Below are 17,310 nucleotides of genomic sequence, written 5' to 3' on the forward strand. Positions count from 1 at the left end.
GGATTTTTGAAAAGGCAAGCGGAGTGAAAGGTTGGGGTTAAAGCTTTCCGAAGGAAATCAGCTTCGTAAGCATAGGCTTTGCCCCGTGATTTCCGCCGCTTAAGCGGCTTAATTCAAGGAAATCAGGAGGCAACAACGATCGGAAACCAAGCCTTTCACGCAGCGCAGCTCCTTTTCAACAGCCTTCTACACAGGTTTTCAATCAACGAAAGAAGAGGTGAGGACGTAATGAGGTTTACGAAAAAAATCGTATCCGCTGCTCTGGCGGCAGCTGTTGCAGGTACGGCGCTGTCCGGATTGCCACTCAGCGAGCGGGGCGTGCTGGAGAAGCTCGGCTTTGTCCAGACAGTGCATGCGGGGGCAGCCGAATCCTTTTACAGCAGTGAGTTTATCAAGCGCTTGCTGGAGCTGCATCAGTATTTGCAGATGGGCGATCCTGTTGATGTACAGGAGGTCAGAGACCTGAGGGACGAAATCGGAACGCTCAGCTTTGAAGCCAACGGCGATCTGATTGCTCCGATATGGAACAAGCTGTCTGGCAAAATAGATCCCGCCATTCAGCAGCCGCTTTTCGACTTTATGGTGGCGGCAGGAAGCCTGCAATTTGATCCTTCTTTTGATAATTTGGAGGCGATTCGCAAAAACCCGGCCTATAGCGGCGCTTTGCAGGCAGTAGCAGCGCTCGCGAGGCAAAATCATCTGACAGTCGATGATGCGATGCAGTTTATGAATGCGCTGGAGCAAAAGACGACGTCGCTGGTCTCGGAGAAAAGCAATACAGAGCTGCTGCTTCTAATGGCGAGCGAAAGTGAGCAGACGAAGCTGCTTGGCGATGCGCTGGAAACGGTTCTTGCCGATACCTCGACCTACAAAGTGAGTGCTGTTTTAGCCAAGCTGGACATTACGAAAAAAGATATGGTAGATACCGTCACCAATTTCCGCCAACAGCTGAAGAAGGAAGTTCCAGCTATCCGCTCCATGATGATTGCTTATATGCGATCGGGTACGAAGGAGACGGTGGAAATTAGCAATAAGGGCCGAAAGCATACGTACAAGCTCTCGATTTTTGGCCGTGAGGTTCCAAAAGAATTGCTGGTCTGGTCAAAACCGGCAGGCAGCAAAGATGTAAAAGTTGCACAGTCGGGCGTGGTGACGATACCTGGCTCGGTGGTTTCCGCGAAAGCGACGCTGCGGGCAAGCCTGCTCGGCAAAGTGCTTTTCGAGAAGGAAGTGACGCTTGGCAAGGAAGAGCCTGAGGTACCGGAGGACGACCTTCTAGCCGCTTACCACAAAGAGATGGATTCGATCATTTCACAGTGGGCCGAGGCATCGTCCGAACAGAAGCAAGAGCTGCTAGGCAAGGCGGTTGTACTGCTGCAGACGACCTGGAAGCTGGAAAATACATTCGATGTTACGCCGTATATTACGGTGGACCAGGGCTTTATCATTTTTAAGCCGACGGTTGAAGCGATGCAAAACTATTTGACTCGCCGCGAAGCGGTATGGAAGGTACTGGGGGAAAGCTTCTCCAAGCTGGAAACGGGCAGCAGCATTGACCAGTATATTGTGAATACGCCTTATTTCAATTTTAGTGAATATTTAAGCGGTTTGACATCGACAGCAGCAGCGCAAGAGGGAAGTGAGCCGGATGAAACGACCGATTCTGCAAATTCGGCCGTCGACGAGGCAGTTGCTGAAGCTGCGACAGATGCTGCGACAGAAGCTGTAACAGGAGCCGTGCTGGAGGATACGCTTGAAACGGAGTTGTCGATTGTTATCCCGGCCCAACCAGCAGCGGTGATCGAAGATCAAGCATCCATATCCTTTGAAGACCTAGGCAGCGTATATGCTTGGGCTGGCAAAGAGATTGAAGCGATAGCAGCCAAAGGCATTATTGAAGGTGTGGAGAATTCGCGCTTTGATCCAAACAAAATGGTGACGCGGGCGGAGTTTGCCAAAATGCTCTTTCGGTCGCTGGATTTGAAAAATGCTTCGTCAGCCAGCACGTTCAAAGACGTGCCCATAACCCAGTGGTATGCGCCATATGTGGGTGCAGCTGTGCAGAACGGCCTTGTACAGGGACGAAGCGGCAATCGCTTCGAGCCGGAAGCGACCATTACGCATGCTGAAATGGCGACGATGATCGCAAGGGCGGCGAAGCTGTCGAAGGGGCTGGAAGAGCCTTCCGACGTAAAAGCTGCACTTGCCGATTTGGAGGATGCGGGAAACCTTCATCCATCGTTGAAGACGGGCGTTGCCTTCGCGGCAGCAAACAGCCTGCTTCCACTGGAGAAGGGCAGCTTCCCGGTCAATGCCAATACGACTCGCGCTGAAGCAGCGGTCATGCTTTATCGATTGATTAATCTGTAGCTCAGGTCTCAGGTTTCAGGATGCAGCATGATGGCCCAAATGCCGGATAAAGGTGATAACACCTTTGTCCGGCTCTTTTCGCGTAAGAAAGGATGGATACAGGATGAAAAAACGCATTTGGAAGACGATTTTAATAGCCGCCGCAACGATTGCAGTTCTGCTTATCGGCACCGTTGGTTTTTTCTATTGGAAAATCAGCTCGATCAGCCTGGAGGATATCCAGCAGCGGCGTACCGCTTTAGTGGCTGATCAGGATGGGACGGCGCCAGCCTCTGGAGGAGTGGGCAATCAGGCGGAGCTGCCATCTTCACTTGATGGCGCTGTTGGCAAAGCGGAGCAAATCGCAGGCAAGACAATCGAAACCGATGATGCGCTGGACGTTGCCGCCATTTTGCTAAACTCCGGGCTGTCTTTCCGCGAAATGTATATTTTGCTGGGGCAATCGGACGAGGAGCTGACGACGGAGGAAAAGCAGGCGATTCGCAATTTGCTGCTGGCAAAGCTGACGACGGAGGAAATTGACGCCCTGCGTTCCATTACGAAGCAATACGGCAAATATTTGGCGATTGTGGACACGAACTATCCGATTGAAGCGGTCGGCGAGAAGGACGATGCGAAGCGCAAGGCGATTTTGGAAAAAGCGAAGCAGGCCAAGGAGGACGAGGGCAAGCAAGCTGCGGAGGTGGATGGTCAAGAGACAGCTTCCTCTCAGGCAGGCTCGGCAGGCAAGACGGACGGTGCAGTTAAACTGGATGAGCCGGGCAAGCAATCAAGCGGAAAAGCAGATACGGCAACGGACAACAAGACAGCCAGCCAGACGAAGGATAATCAAAGCAAGACCAAATCACTCGACAGCAAATACGAGTCACAGCTAGCAGCTTTAAAAGGAAAATGCGTCAGCAGTGCGAATCAATTAATGACACAGGTCGTTGCGGCAATAAACAAAAGCTCGGAACTGGATGAAAAGGCGTTACAAGGGGAGCTGCTGGGGAAAATTGCTGCTGCAGAGGCTTCTTGCGATAAACAATACCAAGCATTAATTAACAAGGCTGAAACAGAATATAAGGAAGCTGGTATAGCCTTTGCTAAAAAATCAACGTGGACGCAGGAATATCAATCCATTAAAGCGGAAATTCGCAGCAGCGCCATCAACAAATTGAACGCTGTTCAAGCAAGCGGATAAGGGTCACCGACTAGGAAGGATTTTGCGAAGGGTCGCCAGATGAGGTGCGGTCGCGCACAACGCGTTCAAGCAGCATCCGGACAAGCTCTAAATCCTCCTGCTCCAGCGGAACGCCGTCCCAATGAAGCTGCTCATGATTGAAAAACTCCTTGGCGTTGTTGCTCGGCTCCTGTTGGTCAGGATAGTCCGTTAATCCTAGCAAATAATCGGATGTCGTACTTAATTTCTTGGCAATGCTTTGAATGGTCTCCAAAGTAGGCTGCCGATAGCCGGATTCATAGCCTGCATAGGTACTCTTAGCCACGCCTACGGTATCCGCTAATTGCTGCATGGAGTATTTTCTTTTTTTTCTGAGTTGTTTAAGGCGTTTAGCAAACATGAGGACCTCCTATTAACCTTCGGTAACTACAAACATTTTACAGTTATTAAAAACCAATTACAACCGATGTCAGCCCCTGCGCATAGGCGCAAAATGCTAGATATTTCAACGGCTGATCATTTAGGCCTATGTTAAGATTAACAACCTCAGAGCAGCAACACAAGTCTTGTAATTTGAACAATTTCTTGAATAAATATATTTTTTGCGCTTGATGAAAAATAAAGTATATATTATTACAAATTATGACACGATATTCGGTTTTCGACATGGCCTTTTGTCGCTAATAGTCGTTTAATGCTTACGAAAAAATACCCTGAAAAACCAAACAACCTGACATAGAACCGTTCTGGCGTCAGGTTGTTTGGTTTTTCTACATATATTTTTTGAAAATTGTGCGTGTTGAAAACGATTACGCCCGTCTTCGGCCGGCCAAGATCAGGCTGAGAATAAACACTAGCACGACTGCGCCTATTAACGCTGGGATGAAATAGAAGCCGCCGATGACCGGACCAAGCTCGCCGAAGATCAAGCCTCCGAGCCATGCGCCAATAAACCCTGCAATAATATTTCCAATGATGCCTCCGGGAACATCACGTCCAACGATCATTCCTGCGAGCCAACCGATTATGCCTCCTATAATTAACGCCCATAAAAAACCCATATTGATCACTGCCTTTCTCTTTGTCTTTGTGCTGTTCACCACTGCTTTGCTTGTGTCAGCTGTTGTAGTCTGTCATGTAATCTATGTAACCATAATTACGCTCCGCTAATCACAAATAATACAGGAAGGTTTTGGATAATCTAATGGAGCTTGGCCTATTGACATGAAACCAAATGGTTTCGTATAATTCGAAAGGAAACCATTTGGTTTCGTAAAGCTTGAAGGAGGAATCCGGATGATTGATGAGGGACTGTTGAAAAAGCTGCGCTATAAAGAGGGGCAGGCCGCGAAGGTATGGAATGCGCCGGAAGGCTATGCGCCTGGCATTGTGTCCGCAAGAACTTAGATGATAAATCAATTATAAGAGGAGACGATCAGCAATGAGCAGTGAAGCGGCAAATACGCTGCCGGATATCCGGCAGACGCTGGTGCTTAAAGCGCCAATAGACAAAGTGTGGAAGGCAGTGGCGACGTCGGAAGGCATCGCCGCATGGTTTATGCCGAATGATTTTCAGCCGGAGGAGGGTTATGAGTTCCAGCTAGAAGCGGGCGCGTTCGGAAAGTCTCCCTGCAAGGTGACGGTCATCGATCCACCCAATCGTCTCTCATTCAAATGGGGCAAGGACTGGACGCTCTCCTTCGAGTTAAAGGCTGTCGGAGAAGAAACGGAGTTTACGCTCATTCACAGCGGATGGAATGAGGGTGCGGTGACGGAGTTCGGACAGCCGCATGAAATCGTTCGCGGCCATATGGACAAGGGCTGGACGGGCATTCAGCAAAGGCTGGCTTCGTATGTCGAAGCACAATAGCAGCGCGGCGGCGGAGCCGAAGGCAGAGGTGTTCCAAGCGATTGCCGATCCGACCCGTCGCAGCCTGCTTCGGCTGCTTGTCGATGAGGAGATGCCCGTCACTGTCATCAGCAGTCATTATGAGATGAGCCGGACCGCGGTATCGAAGCATTTACGAATTTTGGCAGAGGCAGGACTGGTCAAGGAGCGTAAGGTTGGACGGGAAACCCGTTATCGGCTCGATACTGAGCCTTTGCAGCAGCTAAAGCGCTGGCTCGCTTTCTACGAACGTTATTGGGAAAATAAGCTCAGTGCGCTCAAGCGTTACGTAGAGGACGATGGTCAGGGGGAGGCATCGGATGCCCTTCAGGCTCCAGCAGCAGTGAAAACACTAGATACGTAGCGGGAGTGATGCAAGAGCCCGCCCATAGCCCGATGCTTCCGGTCCTATGATCTCTGAGCATATGTATATACGACAGATGAGTTGACAATTTCCTGATTTTTCGTCATACATATAAAGAGCACGGGAAGCAAGGAAGAGAATGGGCAGCAAGGAACCGGAGGTTATAGACAATGGGCAGGAAAATTATGTTTACAGGCGGAGGGACGGCAGGCCATGTGACTGTTAACTTGGCGCTGATTCCCCGCTTCGCGGAAGCCGGCTGGAAGATCCATTATATTGGATCGGAAAACGGCATAGAAAAGCAACTTACTGCTCCACTAGAGCAGCTTACATATCACGGCATTGCGACAGGCAAGCTTCGTCGTTATTTGGACTGGCAAAATGTAAAGGACCCCTTCAAGGTCGTTAAAGGGGTCTTTCAAGCATATCGGCTCATCCAGCGGGAGAAGCCGAACGTTATTTTTTCCAAGGGCGGCTTCGTTTCCGTTCCGGTTGTGCTGGGCGCATGGCTCAATCGGGTGCCGGTGCTTATTCATGAATCGGATCTGACGCCGGGGCTGGCGAATCGCATTGCAATCCCTTTTGCGTCGGGCGTTTGCACGACTTTTCCTGAGACGGCGCAGCATCTGCCTTCAGGCAAGTCCCATTATGTCGGCGCAGTTATCCGCGATGAGCTGCGGCAAGGCGTTGCCTCACGAGGCAGAGCCTATTGCGGTCTCCTGCCCGCATCCGAAGCAGCTGATGCAGCCGCCGCGGGTGCTGCAGGCAGCTCACAGACGCTGGGCAAGACGCCGCAGGAGCAGGCGGCAAAGGCCGATGCCGCCTATTCAGCTAATCCTGCCAAGCTGGTCGTGAGCATTTCGGGAAAAAGCGTGGACGCAGCCGAGCCGTTGGCGGCGATGGAAGAAGCGGAGCGCGTAGAAACAGGCGGAGTGAAGCCCGTTCTGCTTATAATGGGCGGCAGCCTCGGCTCGCGGGCGATTAATAAGGCGGTGCGCAGCGCGCTTGGTGAGCTGACCCGCAAATTCAGCATCGTGCATTTATGCGGCAAGGGACAGGTGGAGCCTGCCCTTGAGACGGCGGATTACAAGCAGTTCGAATACATTAATGAGCAGCTTCCCGATGTGCTGGCGATGAGCGATATCGTGCTTTCCCGCGCGGGCTCGAACGCGATTTTTGAGTTTCTGCATTTGCGCAAGCCGATGCTGCTCATTCCGCTTACGAAGGCGCAGAGCCGGGGCGACCAGCTGCTTAACGCAGATTCGTTTAAGTCGTCGGGCTTTTGCGAGGTGCTGCATGAGGAGAAGGTGACGCCAGAGACGCTGCTGGCGGCGATTAAAGATGTCTACGAGAACCGCGCCGCGTATATCCAAAGGATGGAGCAGGAGGAGCGCCGCGACACCTTGTCGCAGCTGTATGAACTGATTGTGTCGTCCGCGCGGGAATAACGGGCAAATCTCGCAGCGCAGCGCAGGCGTTTAGGCGATAAAATGCAGGGAGGATTTCAATAATCCATTCGATTTTAACCGGAAACGATGATATGATGTTACAAAAGAAACTCGGAGGGATTACCCGGTGGAGTATATTAGCACAAGAGGAAATGTTGGCAAAATCGGATTTATCGACGCTTTTCTAATGGGGCTTGCAGATGACGGAGGTTTGCTCGTTCCGAGTGAAATTCCTGTTTTTTCGGCAGAAAAGCTGAAGGCGTGGCAGAACCTGTCTTATCAGGAGCTGGTGCTGGAGATTTTCGGTTATTTCACAAACGATGAAATTCCGGCGGAAGATTTGCGGGCGATGGTGAATGCCAGCTACGGAACATTCCGCGATCCAGGCGTAACGCCCGTTCGCCGTTTGAAGGACAACCTGTATTTGCTGGAGCTGTTCCACGGCCCAACCTTTGCGTTTAAGGACATTGCGCTGCAATTTATGGGGGAATTATATACGTATGTATCCCGCAAGCAGAACAAGACGATCCATATTCTTGGCGCGACGTCCGGCGATACAGGCGCATCGGCGATTCAAGGCGTTCGTGGCAAAGACGGCATCAAAATTTGCATTTTGCATCCGCATGGCAAAGTCAGCAAGGTGCAGGAGCTGCAAATGACGACGGTGCCGGATGACAACGTCTTGAATTTGTCGGTCGATGGCAATTTTGACGACTGCCAGCGCATCATTAAAGATTTGTTCGCTGATTTGGAGTTTAAGTCCGCAAACCATCTGTGTGCGATTAACTCCATTAACTTTGTGCGAATTTTGGCGCAGACGGTTTATTATTTCTATGCGTACTTCCAGGTTGCGAAGCAGCAGGATGTGAAAGAAGTCAATTTCAGCGTGCCGACAGGCAACTTTGGCGATATTTTCGCGGGATACCTTGCTAAGCGCATGGGCCTTCCGGTGAATAAGCTGATTTTGGCGACGAATGAAAATAACATTTTGGAGCGTTTCATCAAGGAAGGCGTGTATATGCCGGGAGATTTCCGCAGCACGTACAGCCCTTCGATGGACATTCAGGTGGCTAGCAACTTCGAGCGTTATTTGTATTATGTGCTCGGTGAAAATCCGCAGCTGATTACCGAGCTGATGAACCAGTTCCGCAAGGAAGGCAAGCTCGTTATTTCTGGAGATGATTTGCTGCGGGTTCAAGCCGAATTCGGCGCTCATGGCGTTGGAGGACAGGAATGTCTCGATACGATTAGCAAATACAAGGCAGAAACCGATTATTTGCTCGATCCCCACTCCGCTTGCGGCGTGGCGGCAGCCGATCAATGCGCAGAAAGCGGCGATGTAACGATTTCGCTGGCTACGGCGCATCCTGCCAAGTTCGATGAGGCAATTCGCCTTTGCGGCATTGAGCAGGCATTTCCTGAGCAAATTTCGTCCTTGTTTGAGAAAACGCAGCGCCAGACTCGCGTAGAAGGAACACAGGAAGCGATTGTCAGCGAGCTGATGAAATTTTATAACGCCTAATCGCGCATAAACAGCGGGAGCAGCCGATCAGAGCCTATCTGATCGGCTGTTTGTGTACAATGAAGGGACGTAGAAGGAGGTAGCTGATCATTGGACTATAGTGGAAAAATAGTGCTGGTAACCGGCGCCGCGCGAGGCATCGGCTTAGCGGTTGCCGAAGCCTATGCGGGGAGGGGAGCTCTCGTTATTGCGGCAGACCGCGTCAGCGAAGGAGCCAAGAAGGCGGCGCTTCGTATACAAGAGCAGGGCGGTAAGGCTGCTGCGTATGCAATTGATTTGGCTCAGCCAGCCGAAATTGAAGCGATGTTCGCTTTTATCCGTGAAACCTACGGCGGCCTAGATGTGCTGATTAACAACGCGGGTTATGCGGTGTGGAAGTCGCCGTACGACCTTGCGGTTGAAGAATGGGATGCGCTTCTCCATACCAATTTGCGCGGCACTTTTTTATGCGCAAGGGAAGCCGCTAAGCTGATGCGCGGCAAAGGAGGCGGAGCCATCGTCAATATGGCCTCGACCCGCGCCTTAATGTCTGAGCCCAATACGGAGGCGTATGCGGCTTCCAAGGGCGGCATCGTTGCACTGACGCATGCGCTGGCCCTTTCTTTTGGCCCGGATCGTATTCGCGTGAATGCGATCAGCCCCGGCTGGATCGAAACAGGCGATTATGAAGCGCTGCGGCCGGAGGATCACAGCCAGCATCCGTCCATGCGGGTCGGCAAGCCGGAGGATATTGCGAAAGCCTGCTTTTATTTGACCGATCCGGGCAATGATTTTGTTAATGGCATTAATCTCGTCGTCGATGGCGGCATGACGCGTAAAATGATTTACGAGGAGTAGCATCATTTCGTATCAGCATCGCAAGCCCTAAGCCTAAGCTACTATTGCAACTTGCCTAGTGCTGGCGTAGAATAAGACAAAATCAACAAGGGAATGAAGGAAGGAGACGGGGGTATGGAGCGAAAGCTAAGGCAATGGCATGGCCAATTTTGTCCGTCCGGTCCGAAGCGCGTTTCTATTTCCATTCCTTTGAAACACCAAGGCATTTGATGCTTTGGTGTTTTTTTATGCCCTTTTTCAAGTCGCTATGTAAATGGCTTAGTCCCCGATGTTCTGCTTCTTGCGAACGTTAATCTAACTGGAGGTGCATGATCAATGATGAACAACAGGTATAAAAGAGTGCTGATTAAGCTAAGCGGAGGAGCGGTTGCGGGAGGAAGCGAGTTTGGCTTTGAACCCGAAAAGCTGGAGCATATCGCCAGCGAGGTGCTGTCCGTCGTAAAAATGGGCGTAGAGGTGTCACTCGTTATTGGTGGAGGCAATATTTTTCGCGGCAATATGGGCGAGAGCTGGGGCATTGAGCGTGCAGAGGCGGACAATATCGGTACGCTGGCGACCGTTATTAACAGCCTGATGCTCAGAGGAGTGTTGAAAGCCAGAACGAAGAAGGAAGTGCGCGTTATGACGGCGCTGCCTGTCAGCAGCGTTGCCGAGCCTTACATCCGTTTGCGGGCGGTGCATCATTTGGAGAAGGGGTATATCGTCATTTTCGCGGGCGGCAACGGGCAGCCGTATGTGACGACGGATTATCCATCGGTGCAGCGGGCGATTGAGGTAGGCTGCGATGCGCTGCTGGTCGCCAAGCAGGGCGTAGACGGCGTGCTTGACGCCGATCCCAAGCTGCACAAGGGAGCGCGAAAATTCAAATCGCTGCACTACAACGATGTGCTGGACCAGCAGCTTAAGGTGATGGACCAGTCGGCGTTTATTTTGGCACGGGACTATAACCTGCCGATTCATGTGTTTAATTTCGACCAGCCGGGCTCAATGAAGGCAATTTGCCATGGCAGCCATGTCGGTACGCTGATCAGCAACAGCTCAGTGCTGGAGATGGACGCTTGATTTTTTCCATACCCCTCATCTTTCATTACTAATGACCGAATGACCGTCAGGCTGCAACTTTTCAATTGGGAATATCGTCCATATAGACAGCTTGTAAATGGTCATAGGGGGTTAGAATGAAGATGCTCAACACAACTACGACAAGGAAGACGAAAAAGAGAGGGAAGGCTTGGCGCAGCTTGCTGGCGCTTACGCTCCTATTAGCGATTGCATGGACGGGCGGCCCGCACAGTACGGTAGCTGCAAACGGGAAACTAGTACCAACCCTGGCGCAAGAGAAAGAGCAGGAGCAAGCGGTCGAAGCCGTCGCAAAAGGCTTTACGCAAATAGAAGCAGCCCATAACTATACGATTGCGCTGCGCAGTGACGGCACGGTTTGGGCTTGGGGACGCAATTTGTTGGGGGAGCTTGGGCTGGAAGGAAATACAGGCTTTCGCAATACAGTAGCTCCCGTACGCTATGCAGGACTTTCCGATATTGTATACATTCATATCAATAAGAGCGATCAAAACTATTTGGCGGTGAAAGCAGACGGATCGGTCTGGATCTGGGGATTGAATGACAGCAGCGGAACAAATACGAATGGGCTTCGGCAGGTGGCAGGCGCTGCTGGCGTAGCGAAGGTGGCAGGCGGCTACGGCTATGATATAGCTTTATTGAAGAATGGCACGGTCGCAACATGGACGAAGCAGCAAGACGACACCGGAAAGCTCAGCTTTGGAAAACCAGCTGCCGTGAAGGGCTTAAATCAAGTCGTGCAGGTAGCATACGGTTATCCTAAGGCTTACGCCGTGAAGAAGGATGGAACGGTATGGAGCTGGCAGCCTGTGGCGGCGCCCCGAGATGGTGCGGAGACGATTAAGCCTACAGCTCCGGCTAAAATATCCAGCTTGTCTGGCATAACCTCCATCGTCGCGTATAGCGGCGGCGTGATGGCATTAGATACGAAAGGAAAAGCGTGGAGTATTGCTGAAAATGGCAAAAAACAAGCTCTGTATCCGATACTGACGCTGAAGGAGATAAGCGGGAGTGCGGGCAGCCTGCTTTTGCTGACGACCGATGGCGAGGTTTTTGCTTATGGATATACCGCAACTGGCAAGCAGGGCAAAGTGCGAGGTCTCACCCGGATCAAGCATATCGCAGCGGGGGAAGAACACGGCGTTGCCATCGATGAGGATGGCAAGGCATGGGGCTGGGGCCATAACAAGTTTTATGAAGCGGGCGGGCCATCTGTGCGCAGCGATGGCATGGTTTATACGCCTATGCTGGCAAGGCCAGCCGTTGATACGTTCATAAATGGGCAATGGCTAAGCAGCATTTACCCTACTCTGCCGCAAGGGGAGACGGTATACGTGCCTATAAAAGACGCAGCTAAAGTATTAGGCATGACGATGAACGCCGTTCTTAATAACGAAGGCTTTAGAATTTATACGCTTAAATACAAGGAGCGCTCCGTAGCCTTCCGCGTGGGGGATAAGCAGGCGAAGTCAGGCAATACGACGTTTGAGCTGCCAGAGCCGCCGATTGTTTATACCGGTGCGACGGCCGTTCCTTACCAGTTGCTGGAGCAAGGCTTGGGGCTCTCGGTTCAATGGAACGAGAAGCTCAGCCAGTTGACGATTTCGGATCAGTCCAACGAATAATGGAAGAAATCTTTTAACAACCTCAAATAACCCTTGGCCCACATTGCTTCGTGGACCGAGGGTTATTTTTGCATAAGCCGCTATATAATTTGCTGATTCGGCAAGCAGGGTAAAGCGAGCGCCATGTCGAAAGTAATGGGATACAGCAGCGTTCATGCTGCAAGACATCCACTAATGACACAACGCATTAATAGTATAAGACGCTATTGCTGAATCTCTCTTCTCCTGTACCAACAAGCTCTGTCGCTGATTTCTCATACTGTTCTAAATGTTCAAGCGCCTTCAATTTGCTGCCGCTGCCAGTCATAATCTGAGCCACAATTGCTTCGCCGGGGGCGACGACGGCTATATCTCCGTGATTTCTCTCCCCGATGATTGCACCGTCATGAATAACGGCGTTTTCGCCAATGATGGCTCTATGAATAATAACATTGCGCCCAATTTTTGCACCAGGCATGATGATGCTTTCGGCGATGCCGCTGCCTTTTCCAATGCTGACTCCTGCGCCCAGCACCGAGCGGGAAATCCGGCCTTCGATTGTGCAGCCTGGATGAGCGATGCTGTTGCTCAGCACAGCTTGCGGGCTGACATAGGGCTTGGGCGCCGGAAGAACCTCCTTGGAACGCAGAGGCCAAGTTTCTGTTGACAAGTTCATCTCGCCGTCAAGCAGCTCCATATGCGCTTCCCAGAGGCTTTCCACGGTGCCAACATCGCGCCAGTAGCCCTCATACGGATAAGCGTTCAAGTTTTCCTCTGCAGCCAAAATGGCGGGAATAATATCTTTGCCAAAGTCATGGCTTGAATGAGGATTAGCGGCGTCCTCCAGCAGGAAGCTTCTTAAATCTTGCCAGCGGAACAAATAAATGCCCATTGAAGCCAAGTTGCTTTCCGGGTTCGCCGGCTTCTCCTCAAACCTCACGATGCGAGACTGCTCGTCCGTATGCATAATGCCGAAGCGGTGGGCCTCACGCCATGGCACCTGCTTGACGGCAATCGTTGCCATCGCCTGGTTTGCCTTGTGAAACTCCAGCATTGGACGATAATCCATCTGGTAAATGTGGTCGCCTGACAAAACAAGCACATGCTCTGGATGATGCTCGTCCACATAAGCAATGTTGCGAACAATCGCATCGGCCGTTCCCGTGTAGCAGCCTGAGCTTGATACGCGAGAAGCAGGCAGCATCGAAATTTCGCCAGAATGCTTCGTAGTTGCTGAGCGCAGCCAGGCTTCTCCGTCCGAAATGTGGTCGTGAACCGAATCAGAGCAATATTGGGTGAGCACGCCAATTGTGCGGATGCCCGAGTTGATGCAATTGCTTAATGGGAAATCAATCATGCGGAAACGATCGCCAAACGATACGACGGGCTTGGCCATATGGCCTGTAAACGGTGCTAAACGACTTCCTTGTCCTCCAGCTAGCAGCATAGCGATGCAATCAGTTTTATGCATAAGGCTTTTTCCCTCCAGGCCGTCCGTGACGGGTTGTTGTAAGGTATTTTTAAACGACTGAAGGGCGCTTGAAACGGTTGAGTCAAAATCAGTTTTTAAGGTTAATATTAGCTTTCGTGTGCTTTACTATACGTTCATTGCGAACATAAAGTGGGTGAAACGGATGGAAATCTCCACATTGTCCGAAGAAGAAATTTTCCTGTTTCATGAAGGAACATGGGCGCATAGCTACCGAAAAATGGGCGCTCACCAATCAACCGAGCATGGGATCGAAGGCATACGCTTTAACGTTTGGGCGCCGGAGGCGCGGGAGGTTCGTCTGGCGACGGATTTTAACGGCTGGCACGGCGACAATGAGCCGCTAACCCGACTGAACAAGTCCGGCATATGGACAGGCTTCTTCCCGGATATGCCGAAGGGCGCTTTGTATAAATATGAAATGATAGCCCAAAATGGTGAGAGGCTGCTCAAAGCCGATCCTTACGCCGTATATGCCGAAGTAAGACCGCAAACCGCATCGCGCGTCTGGTCGCTGAACGGTTATTCGTGGCAGGATGAGGCATGGATGCGCGGAAAGAAAACGCCGTATGCCCGTCCGATGAACATCTATGAGGTGCATCTTGGCAGCTGGCGCAGGCATAAGGATGATACGCTGCTTTCCTACAGCGAGCTGGCTGATCAATTGGTCGCTTATGTAGCGGACATGGGGTATACCCATCTGGAGCTGCTGCCGCTGACCGAGCATCCGTATGATAAATCATGGGGCTATCAGCCGACAGGGTATTATGCCGCGACCAGCCGTTACGGTGAGCCGCAGCAATTAATGGAGCTGGTAGACCTGTGCCATCAAAATGGTATTGGTGTCATTCTGGACTGGGTGCCGGGGCATTTTGCCAAAGATGCGCATGGCTTGCGCCGCTTCGACGGCTCCGCTTTGTTTGAGAATGAAGATCCGCTCATTGCCGAGAAGCCCGGCTGGGGAACTCTAGCCTTCGACTATGGAAAGCCGGAGGTCCGCAATTTTTTAATTTCGAATGCGTTGTTTTGGTTCGACCTGTTTCATATTGATGGGTTGCGCGTAGATGCGGTCACCAGCATTTTGTATCATGATTTTGATAAAAAGCCAGGCCAGTGGCGGCCGAATGAATTCGGCGGCAAGGAGCATCTTGAAGGCATCGCTTTTTTGCGCCAGCTGAATAAGACGGTTTTTCAATATTACCCGCATGCCCTTATGATGGCCGAGGAGTCGAATGCTTATCCCGGCGTTACGAAAGCGGTCGATGAAGACGGACTCGGTTTTAACTATAAGTGGAATATGGGCTGGATGAATGACACGCTAAGCTATGCGAAGGAGCATTTTTTCAACCGGAAAAATCATCATAATTTGCTGACCTTTCCGATCTGGTATGCATGGCAGGACAATCATGCGCTGCCGCTTTCCCATGACGAGGTTGTGCACGGAAAAAAATCGCTGCTGAACAAAATGCCCGGCAGCTATGAGCAAAAATTTGCCGGACTGCGGCTGTTTTACGGCTATATGATGACTCATCCTGGCAAAAAGCTGCTGTTCATGGGCGGCGAATTTGCCCAGTTCATCGAGTGGAAGGACGATGCCGAGCTGGACTGGCTGCTGCTGAATTATGAGCCGCATTGGAGGATGCAGGCTTATACCCGCAGGCTGAATCAGCTGTATGCGCAAGAAAAAGCGCTGTGGAAGCTCGACCATGATTACAAGGGCTTCGAATGGATCGAGCACGAGGATGATTTGCAGAGCGTCCTTTCTTATCGCAGGCTGGCTAGCCCGAAGGGGGAAGCGCTCATCATGCTGTGCAATTTTACCGATTACGCGCATCCAGTTTACCGCATTGGCGTGCCGAGCGCAGGCGATTATGAAATTGTGCTGAACAGCGATGAGCCTGCTTATGGCGGGTCGGGTTTTCAAGCCGGGCTGCTGCGTGAAGGTGGAACCATTGCATCCCAGCGCATCAACTGGCATGATAAGAAAAACAGCGTAGAGCTGCCGCTGCCGCCGTTATCTGTCCTTATTTTGCGGCGGGTAAAGGTGAAGCGTTCCCGTTAGATTGGCAATGCAGCATTATGAAACCAAAGAGCAGGGGATGACAAGCATGAACGTATTGTTTGCGGCAGCGGAATGCGTGCCATTTATGAAGACGGGCGGCCTTGCTGATGTAGCAGGCTCACTGCCGGAAGCGTTGAATGAGAAAGGCGCGGATGTGCGCGTCATTATGCCGCTTTATGCTTCGGTAAAGGACGTTTATCGGGCGCAGATGAAGGAGCTGGGCTTCATTTATGTTTCCATAGGCTGGAGGCATGTTTACTGCGGCATCAAGGAACTTGTGCATGACGGCGTTGTCTATTATTTTATCGACAATGAGCATTATTTCCGTCGCGGCTCGGCTTATGGCTATGGTGATGATGGGGAACGCTATGCGTTTTTCTGCCGGGCGGTGCTTGATGCGCTGCCCGTGATGGGCTTCATCCCGGATGTGCTGCATTGCCATGATTGGCATACGGGCATGATTCCCGCTCTGCTCAAGCATCATTATTGGCATCGGCCAGAATATTCCCGCGTGAAGACGGTGTTCACTATTCATAATTTGCAATATCAGGGCAATTACCCGCGGGCGGCATTGGGAGACTGGCTAGGCTTGCCAGACGAGACGTTTACAGCGGACGGTGTAGAATATTACGGGTCTGTCAGCTTTATGAAGGCGGGCATCCAGCTTTCGGATCGGGTGACGACGGTAAGCCCGACCTACGCCAATGAGATTCGTACAGCCGAATATGGCTATGGTATGGATGGCACGCTGCGGGCCAAAGGCGATCGGCTAATCGGAATCGTTAACGGTATTGATGCACGCAGCTACAATCCTGAGACGGATCTGTTCATTCCATTTCAATATAAGAACAGCCTAGAGCTGAAAAAACAAAACAAAGCCGCACTCCAGAAGGAGCTCGGACTGCCGGTCAACGATTTGATTCCCCTGATCGGCATGGTCGGAAGGCTCGTAGATCAAAAAGGGCTGCCGCTTGTGCTGGAGGTGTTGGACGAGCTGCTGCAAACGGAAAACATTCAGCTCGTGCTGCTTGGCACCGGAGAACCTGAGATGGAGCACGCGTTCCGCGCCGCCCAGCATCGTTATCCGGACAAAATGGTATCGTGGATCGGCTTTGACGATGGCGTAGCCCGCCGAATTTATGCCGCATCCGATATGTTCCTCATGCCGTCGCTATTCGAGCCGTGCGGCATCAGCCAGCTTCTGGCGCTGCGTTATGGCAGCTTGCCCATCGTGCGCGAGGTTGGCGGACTGAAGGACACCGTTCAAAGCTACAATGAGTGGACGGGAGAAGGCAACGGCTTCTCCTTCACGAACTACAACAGCCGGGATATGCTGAATACGATTCGTTATGCTATTTATATGTGGTGGAATGAGTCGCATCGCAACAAGCTGACCGCAGCTGCCTTTGCCGGCGATTACAGCTGGGGGGCGTCGGCTGAGCGTTACATAGCGCTTTATAAAGAGTTGGGTCAATAAAGATGCT

14 protein-coding genes are annotated in these 17,310 nt (G+C 51.5%); 11 read left to right on the forward strand and 3 right to left on the reverse strand.

Annotated elements, in window-relative coordinates:
• Positions 1–228 precede the first annotated feature (228 nt).
• Together WH37_RS33955 and WH37_RS26090 are read left to right on the forward strand one after the other, a co-directional pair.
• Positions 229–2,370: an S-layer homology domain-containing protein gene (locus WH37_RS33955; RefSeq protein WP_052737227.1), complete on the forward strand. Its 2,142-nt coding sequence runs from the start codon at positions 229–231 to the stop codon at positions 2,368–2,370.
• Between the two features lie 103 nt (positions 2,371–2,473).
• Positions 2,474–3,553, forward strand: a complete 1,080-nt coding sequence (locus WH37_RS26090; protein WP_046233581.1) for a hypothetical protein — start codon at positions 2,474–2,476, stop codon at positions 3,551–3,553.
• Between the two features lie 10 nt (positions 3,554–3,563).
• Here WH37_RS26090 and WH37_RS26095 read toward each other — a convergent pair whose 3' ends face one another.
• Together WH37_RS26095 and WH37_RS26100 are read right to left on the reverse strand one after the other, a co-directional pair.
• Entirely contained in the window at positions 3,564–3,932 is a 369-nt protein-coding gene (locus WH37_RS26095) for a helix-turn-helix domain-containing protein (RefSeq protein ID WP_046233582.1), read from the reverse strand.
• 409 nt (positions 3,933–4,341) lie between these two features.
• Positions 4,342–4,593 (reverse strand): GlsB/YeaQ/YmgE family stress response membrane protein, encoded by a 252-nt coding sequence (locus tag WH37_RS26100; RefSeq protein WP_046233616.1) that lies wholly within the window; start codon positions 4,591–4,593, stop codon positions 4,342–4,344.
• A 380-nt stretch (positions 4,594–4,973) separates the two neighbouring features.
• Between WH37_RS26100 and WH37_RS26105 the strand changes: the two genes are divergently transcribed.
• The 7 genes from WH37_RS26105 (at position 4,974) to WH37_RS26135 (ending at position 12,296) form a co-directional block, all read left to right on the forward strand.
• Positions 4,974–5,402 (forward strand): SRPBCC family protein, encoded by a 429-nt coding sequence (locus tag WH37_RS26105; protein WP_046233583.1) that lies wholly within the window; start codon positions 4,974–4,976, stop codon positions 5,400–5,402.
• Complete coding sequence (locus WH37_RS26110; protein ID WP_046233584.1) at positions 5,386–5,784, forward strand: ArsR/SmtB family transcription factor; 399 nt, start codon at positions 5,386–5,388, stop codon at positions 5,782–5,784. The genes WH37_RS26105 and WH37_RS26110 overlap by 17 nt, the downstream gene beginning before the upstream one ends.
• Positions 5,785–5,954: 170 nt before the next feature.
• Complete coding sequence (locus WH37_RS36695; protein ID WP_046233585.1) at positions 5,955–7,232, forward strand: glycosyltransferase; 1,278 nt, start codon at positions 5,955–5,957, stop codon at positions 7,230–7,232.
• Between the two features lie 127 nt (positions 7,233–7,359).
• Positions 7,360–8,754 (forward strand): threonine synthase, encoded by a 1,395-nt coding sequence (gene thrC, locus WH37_RS26120; protein WP_046233586.1) that lies wholly within the window; start codon positions 7,360–7,362, stop codon positions 8,752–8,754.
• A gap of 90 nt (positions 8,755–8,844) precedes the next feature.
• Positions 8,845–9,591 carry an SDR family NAD(P)-dependent oxidoreductase gene (locus tag WH37_RS26125; protein ID WP_046233587.1) on the forward strand — a complete coding sequence of 249 codons (747 nt, stop codon included), beginning with the start codon at positions 8,845–8,847 and terminating at the stop codon, positions 9,589–9,591.
• Between the two features lie 318 nt (positions 9,592–9,909).
• Complete coding sequence (pyrH, locus tag WH37_RS26130) at positions 9,910–10,653, forward strand: UMP kinase (RefSeq protein WP_046233617.1); 744 nt, start codon at positions 9,910–9,912, stop codon at positions 10,651–10,653.
• 116 nt (positions 10,654–10,769) lie between these two features.
• Positions 10,770–12,296: a stalk domain-containing protein gene (locus tag WH37_RS26135; protein WP_046233588.1), complete on the forward strand. Its 1,527-nt coding sequence runs from the start codon at positions 10,770–10,772 to the stop codon at positions 12,294–12,296.
• A gap of 187 nt (positions 12,297–12,483) precedes the next feature.
• Here the strand turns inward: WH37_RS26135 and WH37_RS26140 are convergent, their stop codons facing one another.
• The gene (locus WH37_RS26140; protein WP_046233589.1) at positions 12,484–13,746 is read right to left on the reverse strand and encodes a glucose-1-phosphate adenylyltransferase; all 1,263 of its coding nucleotides are present in this window, start codon (positions 13,744–13,746) and stop codon (positions 12,484–12,486) included.
• A gap of 163 nt (positions 13,747–13,909) precedes the next feature.
• On the opposite strand from WH37_RS26140, the gene glgB reads away from it, so the two are divergent.
• Both glgB and glgA read left to right on the forward strand, forming a co-directional pair.
• Entirely contained in the window at positions 13,910–15,826 is a 1,917-nt protein-coding gene (gene glgB, locus WH37_RS26145; protein WP_046233590.1) for a 1,4-alpha-glucan branching protein GlgB, read from the forward strand.
• 46 nt (positions 15,827–15,872) lie between these two features.
• Positions 15,873–17,303, forward strand: a complete 1,431-nt coding sequence (gene glgA, locus WH37_RS26150; RefSeq protein WP_046233618.1) for a glycogen synthase GlgA — start codon at positions 15,873–15,875, stop codon at positions 17,301–17,303.
• Positions 17,304–17,310: the final 7 nt, after the last annotated feature.

Source organism: Paenibacillus algorifonticola (genome assembly GCF_000971975.1).
GTDB lineage: Bacteria > Bacillota > Bacilli > Paenibacillales > Paenibacillaceae > Pristimantibacillus > Pristimantibacillus algorifonticola.